13 protein-coding genes are annotated in these 14,781 nt (G+C 63.7%); 12 read left to right on the forward strand and 1 reads right to left on the reverse strand.

The genetic code is table 11. From position 1 onward, the window contains the following. Nucleotides 1-201: 201 nt before the first annotated feature. From WNM05_RS10470 to WNM05_RS10525, 12 genes are all read left to right on the forward strand, one after another. The gene (locus WNM05_RS10470; protein WP_434634803.1) at nucleotides 202-1,128 is read left to right on the forward strand and encodes a 4-hydroxyproline epimerase; all 927 of its coding nucleotides are present in this window, start codon (nucleotides 202-204) and stop codon (nucleotides 1,126-1,128) included. A gap of 55 nt (nucleotides 1,129-1,183) precedes the next feature. Further along, on the forward strand, nucleotides 1,184-2,131 hold the full coding sequence (locus tag WNM05_RS10475; protein WP_434634804.1) for a dihydrodipicolinate synthase family protein: 948 nt from the start codon (nucleotides 1,184-1,186) through the stop codon (nucleotides 2,129-2,131). Between the two features lie 58 nt (nucleotides 2,132-2,189). After that, nucleotides 2,190-3,764: an aldehyde dehydrogenase (NADP(+)) gene (locus WNM05_RS10480; RefSeq protein ID WP_434634806.1), complete on the forward strand. Its 1,575-nt coding sequence runs from the start codon at nucleotides 2,190-2,192 to the stop codon at nucleotides 3,762-3,764. 3 nt (nucleotides 3,765-3,767) lie between these two features. Then, nucleotides 3,768-5,027 carry an NAD(P)/FAD-dependent oxidoreductase gene (locus WNM05_RS10485; RefSeq protein ID WP_434634808.1) on the forward strand — a complete coding sequence of 420 codons (1,260 nt, stop codon included), beginning with the start codon at nucleotides 3,768-3,770 and terminating at the stop codon, nucleotides 5,025-5,027. Nucleotides 5,028-5,126: 99 nt separating this feature from the next. Continuing rightward, nucleotides 5,127-6,275, forward strand: coding sequence for a branched-chain amino acid ABC transporter substrate-binding protein (locus WNM05_RS10490; protein WP_434634810.1), 1,149 nt, complete (start codon nucleotides 5,127-5,129; stop codon nucleotides 6,273-6,275). Nucleotides 6,276-6,673: 398 nt separating this feature from the next. After that, nucleotides 6,674-7,762: an adenosine deaminase family protein gene (locus WNM05_RS10495; protein ID WP_434634812.1), complete on the forward strand. Its 1,089-nt coding sequence runs from the start codon at nucleotides 6,674-6,676 to the stop codon at nucleotides 7,760-7,762. 11 nt (nucleotides 7,763-7,773) lie between these two features. Continuing rightward, nucleotides 7,774-8,319 carry a non-canonical purine NTP pyrophosphatase gene (locus tag WNM05_RS10500; RefSeq protein ID WP_434634814.1) on the forward strand — a complete coding sequence of 182 codons (546 nt, stop codon included), beginning with the start codon at nucleotides 7,774-7,776 and terminating at the stop codon, nucleotides 8,317-8,319. Then, nucleotides 8,316-9,110 (forward strand): SIR2 family protein, encoded by a 795-nt coding sequence (locus tag WNM05_RS10505; protein WP_434634816.1) that lies wholly within the window; start codon nucleotides 8,316-8,318, stop codon nucleotides 9,108-9,110. The genes WNM05_RS10500 and WNM05_RS10505 overlap by 4 nt, the downstream gene beginning before the upstream one ends. A 63-nt stretch (nucleotides 9,111-9,173) precedes the next feature. Next, nucleotides 9,174-10,124 carry a 5'-nucleotidase gene (locus tag WNM05_RS10510; RefSeq protein ID WP_434634818.1) on the forward strand — a complete coding sequence of 317 codons (951 nt, stop codon included), beginning with the start codon at nucleotides 9,174-9,176 and terminating at the stop codon, nucleotides 10,122-10,124. 502 nt (nucleotides 10,125-10,626) lie between these two features. Next, complete coding sequence (locus WNM05_RS10515; protein WP_101707848.1) at nucleotides 10,627-10,842, forward strand: sigma factor-like helix-turn-helix DNA-binding protein; 216 nt, start codon at nucleotides 10,627-10,629, stop codon at nucleotides 10,840-10,842. A 111-nt stretch (nucleotides 10,843-10,953) separates the two neighbouring features. After that, nucleotides 10,954-12,315, forward strand: a complete 1,362-nt coding sequence (locus WNM05_RS10520) for an aspartate aminotransferase family protein (protein ID WP_434634820.1) — start codon at nucleotides 10,954-10,956, stop codon at nucleotides 12,313-12,315. A 121-nt stretch (nucleotides 12,316-12,436) separates the two neighbouring features. Then, on the forward strand, nucleotides 12,437-13,294 hold the full coding sequence (locus WNM05_RS10525) for a methionyl-tRNA formyltransferase (RefSeq protein ID WP_434634822.1): 858 nt from the start codon (nucleotides 12,437-12,439) through the stop codon (nucleotides 13,292-13,294). A gap of 66 nt (nucleotides 13,295-13,360) precedes the next feature. Here the strand turns inward: WNM05_RS10525 and WNM05_RS10530 are convergent, their stop codons facing one another. Beyond that, complete coding sequence (locus WNM05_RS10530) at nucleotides 13,361-14,764, reverse strand: PhoH family protein (protein WP_434634823.1); 1,404 nt, start codon at nucleotides 14,762-14,764, stop codon at nucleotides 13,361-13,363. Nucleotides 14,765-14,781: the final 17 nt, after the last annotated feature.

A 14,781-nucleotide genomic window follows, 5' to 3' on the forward strand; every position in this document is an offset into this window, starting at 1 on the left:
GTCCACGCCTGTTGAAACGCAAACTATGCCGATTTCGTCATCGCAATTGATGATAACCATCAAGATTCCCGACGGCAACGCAGCCATGCTAGCGGGGTGGAAGCGAATGCGGATGCGGCGTGGAGATTCAATGGAATCAAAGGTCTGCGACACGGCGGCGCAATCTGCCGGACTGGATGGGGTTTGGGAATGGACAAGCGAATGAAGCAGATGGAGATCATAGACTCCCACACCGGGGGCGAGCCCACCCGGCTGGTGCTGAGCGGGTTTCCCGCGCTGCCGGACGCCGGCATGGCCGACAAGCGCGACGCGCTGCGCGAGCGGCATGACGAATGGCGCCGCGCCTGCCTGCTGGAGCCGCGCGGCAGCGATGTGCTGGTCGGCGCGCTGTATTGCGAGCCGGTTTCGCCCGGCGCCACCTGCGGGGTGATCTTCTTCAACAACACCGGTTATCTGGGCATGTGCGGCCACGGCACCATAGGCCTGATCGCCTCCTTGCACTACCTGGGGCGCATCGCGCCCGGCACGCACCAGATCGATACCCCGGTGGGGCCGGTCGACGCCGTCCTGCATGAGGACGGCTCGGTGACGCTGCGCAATGTGCCGGCCTATCGTTACCGCCGGCAGACGGCGGTGGAGGTGCCCGGCCATGGCCGGGTGACCGGCGACATCGCCTGGGGCGGCAACTGGTTTTTCCTGGTGGCCGAGCATGGCCTGAGCGTGCGGCTGGACAATGTCGCGGCGCTGAGCGCGTTCAGCTGGGCCACGATGCAGGCGCTGGCAGCGCAGGGCATCACCGGCGCCGACGGCGCGCCTATCGATCATGTCGAACTGTTCGCCGACGACGAACACGCCGACAGCCGCAACTTCGTCATGTGTCCCGGCAAGGCCTACGACCGTTCCCCCTGCGGCACCGGCACCAGCGCCAAGCTGGCCTGCCTGGCCGCCGACGGCAAGCTGGCGGAAGGCGAGGCGTGGGTGCAGGCCGGCATCACCGGCAGCCGCTTCACCGGACATTACCAGCGCGAAGGCGATTTCATCCGCCCCTACATCACCGGCCGCGCCCACATCACGGCCCGCGCCACGCTGTTGATAGACGAAGAAGACCCGTTCGCGTGGGGCATCTGAGCCCGCGCCTCTCTCTACCTCTACCACCTGAATGAATGCCGCAAGGAGCAAGACAATGAGCGACAACATTTTCACCGGCTGCATCCCGGCCCTGATGACCCCGTGCACCGCCGCGCGCCAGCCTGACTTCGACGCGCTGGTGGCCAAGGGCCGCGAGCTGGTGTCCCTGGGCATGCGCGCCGTGGTGTACTGCGGCTCGATGGGCGACTGGCCGCTGCTGAGCGAGGCCCAGCGCCAGGAGGGCGTGGCGCGGCTGGTGGCCGCCGGCGTGCCGACGATAGTGGGCACCGGCGCCGTCAACACCCGCGAGGCCGTTTCCCACGCCGCCCACGCCGCCGGCGTCGGGGCGCACGGCCTGATGGTGATCCCGCGCGTGCTGTCGCGCGGCGCGTCGCCGGCCGCGCAAAAGGCGCATTTCTCCGCCGTCCTGGCCGCCGCGCCCCAGCTGCCGGCCGTGATCTACAACAGCCCCTATTACGGTTTCGCCACCCGCGCCGATCTGTTCTTCGAGTTGCGCCGAGCCCATCCCAACCTGATCGGCTTCAAGGAGTTCGGCGGCGCCGCCGACATGCGCTACGCCGCCGAGCACATCACCTCCCAGGACGACGAGGTCACGCTGATGGTGGGCGTGGACACCCAGGTGGTGCACGGCTTCGTCAATTGCAACGCCACCGGCGCCATCACCGGCATCGGCAACGCGCTGCCGCGCGAAGTGCTGCACCTGGTGGCATTGAGCCAGGCGGCGGCCAGAGGGGACGCCGTCGCCCGCCGCCGCGCGCACGAGCTGGAATCGGCGCTGGCCGTGCTGTCTTCCTTCGACGAGGGCTGCGACCTGGTGCTGTATTACAAGCACCTGATGGTGCTGAACGGCGACCAGGAATACGCGCTGCATTTCAACGAGACCGACGCGCTGAGCGCCGCCCAGCGCCGCTATGCCGAAACCCAGTACGCGCTGTTCCGCGAGTGGTACCGCAACTGGTCGGCCGAGCAGAACGTCGCCTGAGTCTCCATCCCCGCCGCGCCCTTGGCGGCGCGGCCGGTCCCTTATTCACGCAGGAAACATGATGAATCTGACAGGCAAGATGCTGATCGGCGGGCAGACCGTCGCCGGCCGCCGCGACATGATACGGGCGCTGGACCCGTCCGCCGATCAGCCGCTGGAGCCGGGCTATGCCGGCGCGGACCGCGAACAGGTGGAGCAGGCCTGCGCATTGGCCTGGGAGGCGTTTGACGCCTACCGCGAAACCGCGCCGGAAACGCGGGCGCGCTTGCTCGAAACCATCGCCGACGAGATCGAGGCGCTGGGCGATGAATTGATAAGGCGCGCGATGGCCGAGACCGGCTTGCCGCGCGCCCGCTTGCAGGGTGAGCGCGGCCGCGCCTGCGGCCAGCTGCGGCTGTTCGCCCGCACGCTGCGGGCCGGCGAGTGGCAGGACGCGCGGGTGGACCCGGCCCTGCCGCAGCGCCAGCCCTTGCCGCGCGCCGACCTGCGCCAGCGCCAGGTGGCGCTGGGGCCGGTGGCGGTGTTCGGCGCCAGCAATTTCCCCTTGGCCTTCTCGGTGGCCGGCGGCGACACCGCCTCCGCGCTGGCGGCCGGCTGCCCGGTCATCGTCAAGGCCCACAGCGCCCATCCGGGCACCAGCGAGCTGGCGGGGCTAGCCATCGTGCGGGCGGTGGAAAAATGCCGGTTGCCGGCCGGCGTGTTCGCGCTGCTGTTCGGCGACGGCCGCGAAGCGGGGCAGGCGCTGGTGGCCGATCCGCGAGTCAAGGCGGTCGGTTTCACCGGCTCGCGCGGCGGCGGGCTGGCCTTGTGCCGGCTGGCGCAAAGCCGGCCGGAGCCGATTCCGGTTTACGCGGAAATGAGCTCCACCAATCCGGTGTTCCTGCTGCCGGCGGCGCTGCGGACGCGCGGCGAGGCGCTGGCCCAGGGCTTCGTCGGCTCGCTGACGCTGGGGGCGGGGCAGTTCTGCACCAATCCCGGCCTGATCGTCGCCGAGCAGGGGCCGGCGCTGGACGGCTTCATCGCCGCCGCGGCCGCCGCGCTGAGCCGCAGCCCGGCGCAGACCATGCTGACGCCGGGCATCTTCCGCGCCTACCAGGCCGGCGTCGACGCTTGGTCCGGCCATGCCCGGCCGCTGGCCGCCGGCCTGCCGGCCACCGGGCCCAACCAGTGTCAGGCCCAGCTGTGGCTGGCCGACGCGGAGGACTATCTGGCCAATCCGGCGTTGCGGGCCGAAGTGTTCGGCGCCGCCGCGCTGATCGTGCGATGCCGGGACGCGGCGGAGCTGCGCCGGTTCGCCGAGCAATTGGAAGGCCAGCTGACCGCCACGCTGCAGCTGGACGACGGCGATCTGGACTTGGCGCGCCGGCTGCTGCCCACGCTGGAGCGCAAGGCCGGCCGCATTCTGGTGAACGGCTGGCCCACCGGCGTCGAAGTGTGCGACGCCATCGTGCACGGCGGGCCGTACCCGGCCACCTCGGACGCGCGCGCCACCTCGGTGGGCACGGCGGCCATCCAGCGCTTCCTGCGGCCGGTCTGCTACCAGGACTTGCCGGACGCGCTGCTGCCGCCGGCATTGCGACACGCCAATCCGCTGGCGCTGCGCCGCCTGCTGGACGGCGCTCGGGAGGGTTGAGCGATGACGCCGCCCCTTGCTCCCGGCGCCGCAGTCATCGTGGTCGGCGCCGGCGTGGTCGGCATCGCCGCCGCCTTGCAGCTGCGGCTGGCCGGCTTCGACGTGACGCTGCTGGACCGCGGCGAGCCGGCGATGGAGACCAGCTACGGCAATGCCGGCGCCTTCGCCGTCAGCGACGTGATCCCGCTGGCCGAGCCGGGTGTGCTGCGCAAGGTGCCCGGTTGGATGCTGGACCCGCTGGGGCCGCTGGCCCTGCGCTGGCGCTATCTGCCGACGTTGGCGCCGTGGCTGCTGCGTTTTTTCGCCGCCAGCCGGCCGCGCCGCGTGGCCGAGCTGACGCAGGCGCTGGCCGCGCTGCTGGGCCGGGTCAACGATGACTACGCCGAGCTGATAGAGCGGGCCGGCCTGGGCCATCTGTGGCGACGGCACGGCAATCTGACGCTGTACCGCAGCCGGGAGGAGTTCGACGCCGCCGCGGCGGACTGGGACGCCAAGCGCCGCCATGGCGTGCGATGGCAGGCGTTGGATCGCGGCGCGCTGTGCGACGAGGAACCGGCGCTGCGCGACGAATGGCGCTACGCGGTCAAGGTGCCGGCGTGGTCCCATGTCGACGATCCCCATGTTTTCAGCCGCGGCCTGTTCGACGCCTTCATCGGCGAGGGCGGCCGCTTTGTGCGGGACGAGGCGCTGGCCACGGCGACCGAGGACGGCCGCGTCGCCGGCGTGGAAACGGCTGGCAACGGCCGCCTGCGCGCCGACGCGGTGGTGATCGCCTGCGGCGTGTGGAGCGACCGCTTCGTCAAACAGCACCGATACCGCGTGCCGCTGGAAAGCGAGCGCGGCTACCACGTCAACCTGCCCAAGGCCGGCGTGGCGCTGCGCCACTTCATCCAGTGCGCCAGCGAGAGCTTCGTCATCCTGCCGATGGCCGACGGCGGCCTGCGTCTGGCCGGCACCGTGGAGCTGGCGCACCGCGACGCCCCGCCGGACTGGCGCCGCGCCCACATCCTGCTGGACAAGGCCAGGCGCATCGTCGGCGATTTCTCCACCGAAGACATGACGGTGTGGATGGGCAACCGCCCGTCGCTGCCGGACACCGTGCCCATCATCGGTCCGGCGCCGCTGCCCGGCTTGTGGTTCGCCACCGGCCACGGCCACCTGGGCCTGACGCTGGCGGCCACCACCGGCGCGCTGCTGCGCGACATGCTGCAGGGCAGGGCGCCGGCGCTGGACATGCGGCCGTATCGGCTATCTCGTTTTTGACTCCGTTCCAGGCCGGCGCAGACCGGCCGCGGCGGAGGGCGGTAGCAGGGCGGGCCGGGTGGCTTGCCCTGGTCAATGCAGCAATAAAGGAGACATCTGATGGCTTGGAACAAACTGTTTGCGCAGTGGAACTGGGTGGCGGCGCTGGGCGGCATGATGGCGCCGTTCGCCATGGCGGCGGCCGATGCCGACACCGTGGTCAAGATAGGCTTCGCCTCGCCGCTGTCCGGCCCGCAGGCCCACTATGGCAAGGACAATGAAAACGCCGCCAAAATGGCCGTCGACGATGTCAACGCCAAGGGCCTGGTGGTCGGCGGGCAGAAGATCAAGTTCGAACTGGTGTCCGAGGACGACCAGGCCGACCCGCGCATCGGCACCCAGGCGGCGCAGCGGCTGGTGGACGCCGGCGTGAAGGCCGTCATCGGCCACTTCAACTCCGGCGTGTCCATCCCGGCCTCGCGCCTATACTCCGACGCCGGCATCCCGCAGCTGTCGGTCGCCACCAACCCGGCCTATACCCAGCAAGGCTACAAAACCACCTTCCGCCTGGTGGGCAGCGACAGCCAGGTCGGCGGCGCGCTGGGGCAGTTCGCCGTCAAGACGCTGAAGGCCAAGAGCATCGTCGCCATCGACGACCGCACCGCCTACGGCCAGGGCATCGCCGACGAGTTCGTCAAGGCGGTGGCCGCCAACGGCGGCAAGGTGTCGCGCCGCGAATTCACCACCGACAAGGCCACCGACTTCACCGCCATCCTGACCTCGCTGAAGGCCGTCAATCCGGACGTGGTGTTCTACGGCGGCGCCGACGCCCAGGCCGCGCCGATGGTCAAGCAGATGAAGCGGCTGGGGCTGAAGGCCAGGCTGATGGGCGGCGACATGCTGAACACGCCCACCTTCATCCAGCTGGCCGGCGCCGACGCGGCCGGCCATTACTCGGCGGTGGCCGGCGGCGTGCTCGCCGCCCGTCCGGCCGGCAAGGCGTTCGAACGTCGCTACAAGGAACGCTTCCATCAGGACGTGGTGCTGCTGGGGCCGCAGTTCTACGACGGCGTGATGCTGGTGGCCGCGGCGATGAAGCAGGCGGGCTCGGTGGAGCCGGCCAAATACCTGCCCAAGCTGGCCGCCATCCGCTACAGCGGCGTGACGGCGGACTTCGCCTTCGCGCCCAACGGCAATCTGTTGAAAGCGCCGGTGACGCTGTCGGTGGTGAAGAACAACGGCTGGGCGGTGGAGACGGTGGTCCGCTGAGCGCGGCCAGGCAAGACGATATTTCCCCCGGCGTACTCCTCCGCCTCTGGGCCGGCTCTCTTCGTGCAGAGGCCGGCTTCTTTTTTATGCTTGCCGGCGTGGCGTTAGGAGTGGCGCGGATGGTGTGGTTGCGTGGATGGCTGTAGTGCTCTGAGGTGTCTGCTTGTGGGTTGCTTGCGCAGGATTTTGTGCATCATGGTCTCTAAACGGGCAGTTTGTCGGCCTTCGCCGACTTTCAGCCTTTGGTCGGAGTCGAGCTGCTATGTAATGGTTAGCTGCCGTACAGCCAGGAATGGCCTTGACATGGACGTTTTCTCATCTTGTTCGGCAGATACGTGTCCCACTCGTGACTCTGTTTAAATATTCAAATGGAATGACTGGGCGTTATACTGAAGGGTATGGACGCAAACAAGATACTTGAAAGAGCTGAGGAACGCACACTGGATCAATGGCAACTTGAGCTGCCTGGGATGCTGAGTAATAACGGTTTTGCCGAGGAGCTGGGCGACAACGGAAAGTGCACGGACGTACCCGACCGCGGGGAACTTCATGTGCATCTGAACGGTGCAATTCCGGCACCAACCATTCGAGAAATCCTGACTGACGAAGCTATAGCACTGCCAACTGGATTCGAGTTCGAGAGAGATTTGCTTCGGACAGCACCCTGTCAGTCGCTGGCGGAATACCTGACGCCTTGGCAAGTGCTGCGACTTTTCCCAAAGAAACGCGAAAATCTTGATCGCCTTGCATTCTCGATCTTTGAGGGCTTGGCTGACAACAATGTACGCTTCGTTGAGCTCCGGAGCAGCGTTCTCTACCTCACGACGCTTCAGAAATGCTCGCCAACAGAGGCACTCGAACGCTTGATCGAATCGACTGGGAAGGCCGCACAGCGTCACGGTATTCGTCGCGGCCTTATTCTTACGGTAACGCGTGGCGACTGCGGTGCGATTAGCCTATCTACACTCTTGCAAGCTTATCAATACCTTGGTAAGCCCAAAGATGTGATTGGTCTCGACCTGGCAGGAGATGAGGAAATTGGGTACCCAGCTGAGTTGCCTCTGCTTTTTCGGGAAGCCAAAGACAGGTTCGGACTCGGAGTGACGATTCATGCGGGTGAAACTGGCCGCACAGAGAACGTCTGGTCTGCTGTTGAGCTGTTCGGTGCTGATCGTATCGGCCATGGGACTGCGGCAGGCAAGGATCCAAAGCTACTAGAGATGCTTTCCTCCAAGGGTATCTGCATCGAGGTGTGCCCAATCAGCAATTGGCTCACTGGGGCAGTTCCTCCGAACGAGGCTCATCCGCTTCAGCAGTTCCGTCAATATGGAGTTCCGTTTGTTGTTTGTTCGGATAATCCAGCAATCCACCAGCGCGGTCTTGCAGACGACCAAGCCACTGCGATGGCAGAAGGCCTATCGATCGCCGATATGCGACAACAGTATGAGGTTGCCAAACGCTATTCATTTATAGAGGAAATAGATTGAGAATCCGATTCATGTCGGGCAATAAGCACAAGATTGCAGAAGTGCAGCGGATACTTGCCCCCGTAGGCGTAGACATCGTGCCAGTGTCGAGGAAGATAGAGGAACTTCAAACCGAGGACGTCGAGAAGTTAGTGCGTGACAAACTAACCAAAGCTTTCGAGGCCATTGGCCGCCCGCTGTTTGTCGAGCACACCGGTTTGTACTTGAGCGGTCTCAATGGACTTCCCGCAGGCTTAACACAGATCTTCTGGGATAGGCTTGAGGCGGACCGTTTCGTCAATCTAGTAGCTGGACTTGGCGACGCCAGGGTCACCGCCAAAACGGTACTTGGGTACTGCGATGGTCACAAAATACATATGTTCGAAGGGGCGATCAACGGAACAGTACCTAGCACAGCTGCCGGCCCCACTGACTTCCAGTGGGACTGTGTCTTCGTTCCGGAAGGTAGTACTCGGACGTTCGCTGAGATGGGGGCAGCCAAAGACGAGATATCCATGCGCCGCAAAGCACTGGACTTGTTTGCTGCCCATCTCGAATCCGCGAAAGGCAAGAAATGAATGACGAATTGCTTGATATGCATCGTACTGGCAAGCTGATGCTCTTTGTGGGCGCCGGTGTTTCTGCCAACCTTGGTCTGCCGAATTGGAGCGCATTGATTGATCACATCGCGGAGGAACTTGGTTATGACTCGAAAATATTCTCTACCTACGGCACCCCTCTGGCCCTTGCTGAGTTCTACAAAAAGAAGAAAGGGGGATTAGGGCCACTACGCAGCTGGATGGACCGTGAGTGGCATAAGCCGACCATCAACATTGCCAAGTCAGAAATTCATGAGCTGATTGCCAAAGGAAATTTCTCTCGGATATATACCACCAATTATGATAGATGGCTGGAGCTTGCCCACGATACGTTCTGTGTGGAGTACGACAAAATCGCCAGTGTCGCTGATCTTGTTTCCGTCACGAATGGTCTTCGACAGATCATCAAACTCCATGGCGACTTCGACTCAGATGACTCGCTAGTCCTTGACGAAACCAGCTATTTTCAGCGACTGGACTTCGATACACCGTTAGATATCAAACTCCGCCATGACGTGTTGGGTAGTTCGGTTCTCTTTATCGGCTACAGCCTGAACGATGTCAATATCCGCCTCCTATTCTATCGTCTCACCGAGATGTGGAGGCGCTCAACCCTTGTATCTGCTAGGCCAAAATCCTACATATTCATGAATCGTCCGAACCCGGTGGCGCAGGAAGTTTTGAGCCATTGGGGAATCGAAATGATTGTTTCAGAGGAGGATGACCCCAAGAAGGCACTAACGGAGTTTTTGCGAGGACTGGTGACCTGACTTGGAAGGATGCAGGGCAAACCAGATGTTGGGTGGTTGGAAGTAGCTTACAGGAGGGTATAAGTGCCATACGAACTTGATAATCGGCTAGTCATTGGTGTCGCATCTAGCGCAGTCTTTGATCTAAGTGAATCTGATGCAGTGTTTCGTAGTGAAGGAGAGGAGCAGTATCGTAAGTATCAAGAGAAGAATCTCGAATTTCCGTTGCCTAAGGGAATCGCTTATCCATTCATTAAGCGCCTATTGGCACTCAACGACCTCAGTCCAAGCTCATCGGATCCGTTGGTTGAAGTTGTGCTGCTCTCCCGGAACGACCCAGATACCGGGTTACGTGTAATGAAAACAATTGAACATTATGGCTTGAGCATGACGAGGGCGATATTTATGCAAGGACGTTCGCCATGCGAGTATATTCCCGCACTGAATATTGCCCTTTTTCTTTCTGGCCATAAGCCAGACGTTGATGCGGCCATCTGTCTAGGTTACCCCGCAGGACAGGTTCTTAATTCTAAATTCGATGACGATGAGAACGACAAGACTCTCCGTATCGCCTTTGACTTTGATGGGGTTCTGGCCGGCGATGAGTCAGAGTCGGTCATGCAGTCATCGGGCTTAATAGCATTTCACGACCACGAAGTAAAGAACGTTATGCTGCCTCACAACCCTGGACCACTCAAAGAGTTTCTAGTTAGAATTTCAAAAATTCAGTCGGCAGAGGAAGCGTACAAGAAACAGAATCCAGGGTACGAAAATCGGATTCGCGTATCGATTGTGACCGCAAGAAACGCACCGTCCCACGAACGTGCTCTAAAAACTTTGAAGAGCTGGGGGGTAATGGCCAATGACGCGTTTTTTCTTGGAGGGATTGAAAAGGGCAAAGTGTTGGGAGTGCTGAAACCTCATATTTTCTTTGATGACCAGCCCGGTCATGTCAAGTCCGCGAGTGCCGTGGCTCCGTCAGTTCACATACCGTTTGGTGTCACTAATCAGCCTACGACGATACCGCATGATTAATTCAATACAAGTCTGATCAGAAGTCCGGCAATAGATACAGGTTTCTATTCGTTGTAACCTTCTGCTAAAGAAACAAAACAAGAGGATGATGGCCAAGCTAACTCAACGGTCCAGCCTTTCGAAGCAACTTGGTACAACGAGAGAAACGCGTGTCCAAAATATTGCGTAAAGTAGTCATTCAGAGTCGACTCGAGGAATGACTACTTTGGCCAAACTGCCCTCAGTCCAGCCAATGTATCGCCAGCGAGTAGGCCAGCGGTGCCTGTCGTCAAGACCACGAGCAAGGGCCAGTTGACACAGAATTTCTGGCAATGCCTTTCGATCGCGCCTCGACTCTCGACTGGCACGGCAGTGAGCCGCCTGCATCGAAATCTATGGCAAGAATGACATCCCCAGGCCGTTCGCTACCTGCATTTTTTCTGCAAGCATCTATGCTGGAAAGGCTAGGACATGTTCGGCTCCCCGGTCGCGGCGGGAGCCGGGACCACATGGGGAGGCGTAGATGAAACTGGACGATTTCAACGTGGTGGCCGACCTGATCGGCATGAAGAAGCGCTCGCGCGAGGCGGTGTGGCTGATGGAGGTGGAGGGCATGACCGGCTATTCGGCCGCCCAGCAGATGGATATCAGCGAATCCACCGTTTCCCGCGCCCACGCGCGCTTCCGGCGCGCCATCAGACAGGTGAACGAGCTGGCGGGGCATTTGCCCCTGCACTGAATTGACGTTCATTGCAGCGATTGGCCCGGAGCGGCTTTGGCCCCTCCGGGCTTTTTGTCGCGCCGGATTGTTTGGCATACTGGCCGCATCCCATCGGCAAGCGAGGCGGACATGGCACTGCGGCACGGCATAGCGCTCGACAAGGCGCGCGATCGGCATCAGCGGGACAGGCGCGATTTCCTGGAACGGCACCCGCGCTCGCTGGCGCTGTCGGAGCGGGCCCGGCAACACCTGCTGTTCGGCGTGCCCCTGCACTGGATGGACGACTGGCCGACGCCGTGCTCGCTGTTCATCGCCGACGCGCGCGACGCGCGGTTGACCGACGTCGACGGCATCGGCTACACCGACTTTTGTCTTGGCGATACCGGCGCGATGTTCGGCCATTCGCCGGCGCCGGTGGCGGCGGCGATCGCGCGCGAGGCGGCGCGCGGCCTGACGGCGATGCTGCCCGGCGACGACGCCTTGTGGGTGGCGGAGGAGCTGTCGCGCCGCTTCGGCATGGCGGCGTGGCAGTTCGCGCTGTCGGCCAGCGACGCCAACCGCTTCGCGATACGCTGGGCGCGCGCGGTGACCGGCCGCGACTGCATCCTGGTGTTCAACGGCTGCTACCACGGCACCGTCGACGATGTCTTCGTCGATCTGGAGGACGGCGAGGCGAAGCCGCGCGCCAGCCTGCTGGGCCAGGTCTACCGGCTGACCGAGCACACGCGGGTGGTGGAATTCAACGATCTGGCCGCGCTGGACGCGGCGCTGGCCGACGGACGCGTCGCCTGCGTGCTGGCCGAGCCGGCGATGACCAATATCGGCATGGTGCTGCCCGATCCGGACTACTGGGAACAGGCGCAGGCCATCATCGCCCGCCACGGCAGCCTGTTGCTGCTGGACGAGACCCACACCATCAGCTGCGGCCCCGGCGGTTACACCGCCGCGCACGGCCTGCGGCCGGATTTGCTGGTGCTGGGCAAGCCGCTGGCCGGCGGTCTGCCGGCCGCCGCCTACGGTTTCAGCGCCGAGTTGGCCCAGAGGGCGCAGCGCGCCAAGCGCGACGCGCCGCCGGGGCATTCCGGCATAGGCACGACGCTGAGCGCCAACCGCTTGGCCTGCGCGGCGATGCGCGCCAATCTGGCCGAGGTGATGACCGAGGACAATTACCGGATCATGTTCGAGCGCGCCGGCCGGCTGGCCCAGGGCCTGCGCGAGCTGTTCGCCCGCTTCGCCTTGCCGTGGTGCGTGACGCAGCTGGGCGCGCGCTGCGAGTTCCAGTTTTCCCCGAGGCCGCCGCGCAACGGCAGCGAGGCCGGCGCCTGGCAGGACGCCGAGCTGGAGCGCTGCATCCATCTCCACCTGCTGAACCGCGGCCTGCTGATCACGCCGTTCCACAATATGCTGCTGCTCAGCCCGTATACCTCGGCGGCCGACGTGGACCGGCTGCTGGCGGCCTTCGCCGACTGGCTGGAGGCGGTGCGCGGCTGATTTTCGGCCGGGGGCCGGCTTCTGTTAATTTGCTTGTCAGCGGCGCGGCGGCTGCGCGGGGCGATGGTATAACCAAGGCAATGCGGGGCCGGCCGGCCCCGGCCTGCCGAGAGTGGATGCCATGCGTTTCGCGATTACCCTGTCCGATCGTTTCAAGCCGGTGCTCGATGTCTTCCTGCAGGCCGGCTGGCAGCCGGTTAAGGTATTCTGCACGCCGGTCGATCACAGGATGCACCACCACAAGGCCTCGGTGAGCTTCGCCGAGCAGCGCAGGCTGCCGTTGCAGCTGTCGCCGATGCGGCAGCGGGACCTGGAGGAACTGGCCGACCTGGGCTGCGAGGCGCTGCTGGTGGGCAGCTACAACTGGCGCATCCCGGACTGGACGCCGTATCTGAAGTACGCGGTCAATTTCCATCCGTCGCCGCTGCCCGTGGGACGCGGGCCGTATCCGCAGGTGCGCGCCTTGCTGGACGGGCACCGCGAGTGGGGCTGCAGCTGCCACAAGGTGGGGCCGGAGTTCGACACCGGCGACATCCTGGCGCAGCAGCGTTTCCCGCTCGGCGAAACCGACAGCCACCAGGTGCTGGACATCAAGCTGCAACTGGCGCTGCACCGCCTCAGCCACCAGGTGGCCGATCAGTTCGAGCCGCTGTGGCGCGAGGCGCGGCCGCAGGGCGACGGCGGCAGCTACTGGCCGTTGTGGACGGACCGGGACCGGATGCTGGACTTCACGCGCGGCACCGCCGACCTGCTGCGCCAGCTGCGCGCCTTCGGCGATTTCGAATGCGCGGCGACGGTCAACGACGTCACTTTCTTCATCCATCGCGCCGAGGGCTGGACCGAGACCCACAATTTCGCGCCCGGCACGCTGATCTATTCGCAGGCCGAGCAACTGCTGGTGGCCACCGCCGACGGCATGCTGCTGATCAGCGAATGGAGCCTGTACGGGCCGGACGTGGTCACCGGGCGGTATCGTTAGCGATCGCCGTATGGCCAAACGGCGCCATCCCGGAGGATGGCGCCGTTTTGTCGGAGGGGAGGGCGGCTACAGCACTTCGCCGGCGTAGTCGGCCAGCCGCGAGCGCTCGCCGCGCTGCAGCGTGATGTGGGCCGAGTGGCCCCAGCCCTTGAATCGGTCCACCACATAGGTCAGGCCGGAACTGCCCTCGGTCAGATAGGGGGTATCGATCTGGCTGACGTTGCCCAGGCAGACCACCTTGGTGCCGGGGCCGGCGCGGGTGATCAGCGTCTTCATCTGCTTGGGCGTCAGGTTCTGCGCCTCGTCTATGATCAGGTATTTGTTCAAGAAGGTGCGGCCGCGCATGAAGTTCAGGCTCTTGACCTTGATCCGGCTGCGTATCAGGTCGCGGGTGGCGGCGCGGCCCCAGTCGCCGCCATCGTCGTCGCTCTTGTTCAGCACGTCGAGGTTGTCCTCCAGCGCGCCCATCCACGGCGCCATCTTTTCCTCCTCGGTGCCGGGCAGGAAGCCGATGTCCTCGCCGACCGGCACGGTGACGCGGGTCATGATGATTTCGGAGTACAGCTTCTGCTCCAGCGTCATCGCCAGCCCGGCCGCCAGCGTCAGCAGCGTCTTGCCGGTGCCGGCCTGGCCCAGCAGCGTGATGAAGTCGACGTTCGGGTCCATCAGCATGTTCAGCGCGAAGTTCTGCTCGCGGTTGCGCGCGGTGATGCCCCAGACATTGTTCTTGTTGTGGCTGTAGTCCTTCAGCGTCTCCAGCACCGCGCTCTTGCCTTCCTGGCGGATTACCCGGGCCTGGAACGGCTTTTCGCCCTCGTGCCACAGCAGTTGGTTGACGTAGAGCGCGCCGCAGTCGGGGCCGGCCAGCTGGTAGTAGCTGCGGCCGTGTTCCTGCCACGACTTCATGTCCTTGCTGTTGCGTTCCCAGAAGGTCTGGTCGATCTCGCGCGTGCCGGTGTACAGCACGTCGGTGTCTTCCAGCACCTTGTCGTTGAAGTAGTCCTCGGCCTCCAGGCCCAGCGCGCGGGCCTTGATGCGCATATTGATGTCTTTGGACACCAGGATGACGGAACGGCCCTGGTGATGGCCCTTCAGCGCCATCACGATGCCGAGTATCTGGTTGTCGGCCTTGCCCATGGGCAGCGAAGACGGCAGCGTGCCGTTGATGGCCTGGGTCTGCAGGATCAGCCTGCCGCTGGCGGCGTCGCGGCTGGCGTGCTTCAGCGGGATGCCGTCGGCGATGTTCAGCTCGTTGCCGCTGATGATGTCGTCGAGGAAACGGCTGGCCTGGCGGGCGTTGCGCGCCACTTCGGACATGCCCTTCTTGTGGGTGTCCAACTCTTCCAGCGTGATGATGGGGATGAACACATCGTGTTCTTCAAAGCGGTACAGACAGGTGGGGTCGTGCAACAGTACATTGGTGTCCAGAACAAACAGCTTGCACGCGGTGGTCTTTTTGCGGCCGGCCATGATGTGGTCCCCTAGTT

The sequence above is a fragment of the Chromobacterium sp. CV08 genome (genome assembly GCF_051129845.1).
GTDB lineage: Bacteria > Pseudomonadota > Gammaproteobacteria > Burkholderiales > Chromobacteriaceae > Chromobacterium.

Excerpts from the sequence above, each read along its gene's own strand:
- WNM05_RS10470 (WP_434634803.1), top strand. The coding sequence starts at position 202 with ATGAAGCAGATGGAGATCATAGACTCCCACACCGGGGGCGAGCCCACC.
- WNM05_RS10475 (WP_434634804.1), top strand. The coding sequence starts at position 1,184 with ATGAGCGACAACATTTTCACCGGCTGCATCCCGGCCCTGATGACCCCG.
- WNM05_RS10480 (WP_434634806.1), top strand. The coding sequence starts at position 2,190 with ATGATGAATCTGACAGGCAAGATGCTGATCGGCGGGCAGACCGTCGCC.
- WNM05_RS10485 (WP_434634808.1), top strand. The coding sequence starts at position 3,768 with ATGACGCCGCCCCTTGCTCCCGGCGCCGCAGTCATCGTGGTCGGCGCC.
- WNM05_RS10490 (WP_434634810.1), top strand. The coding sequence starts at position 5,127 with ATGGCTTGGAACAAACTGTTTGCGCAGTGGAACTGGGTGGCGGCGCTG.
- WNM05_RS10495 (WP_434634812.1), top strand. The coding sequence starts at position 6,674 with ATGGACGCAAACAAGATACTTGAAAGAGCTGAGGAACGCACACTGGAT.
- WNM05_RS10500 (WP_434634814.1), top strand. The coding sequence starts at position 7,774 with ATGTCGGGCAATAAGCACAAGATTGCAGAAGTGCAGCGGATACTTGCC.
- WNM05_RS10505 (WP_434634816.1), top strand. The coding sequence starts at position 8,316 with ATGAATGACGAATTGCTTGATATGCATCGTACTGGCAAGCTGATGCTC.
- WNM05_RS10515 (WP_101707848.1), top strand. The coding sequence starts at position 10,627 with ATGAAACTGGACGATTTCAACGTGGTGGCCGACCTGATCGGCATGAAG.
- WNM05_RS10520 (WP_434634820.1), top strand. The coding sequence starts at position 10,954 with ATGGCACTGCGGCACGGCATAGCGCTCGACAAGGCGCGCGATCGGCAT.
- WNM05_RS10525 (WP_434634822.1), top strand. The coding sequence starts at position 12,437 with ATGCGTTTCGCGATTACCCTGTCCGATCGTTTCAAGCCGGTGCTCGAT.
- WNM05_RS10530 (WP_434634823.1), bottom strand. The coding sequence starts at position 14,764 with ATGGCCGGCCGCAAAAAGACCACCGCGTGCAAGCTGTTTGTTCTGGAC.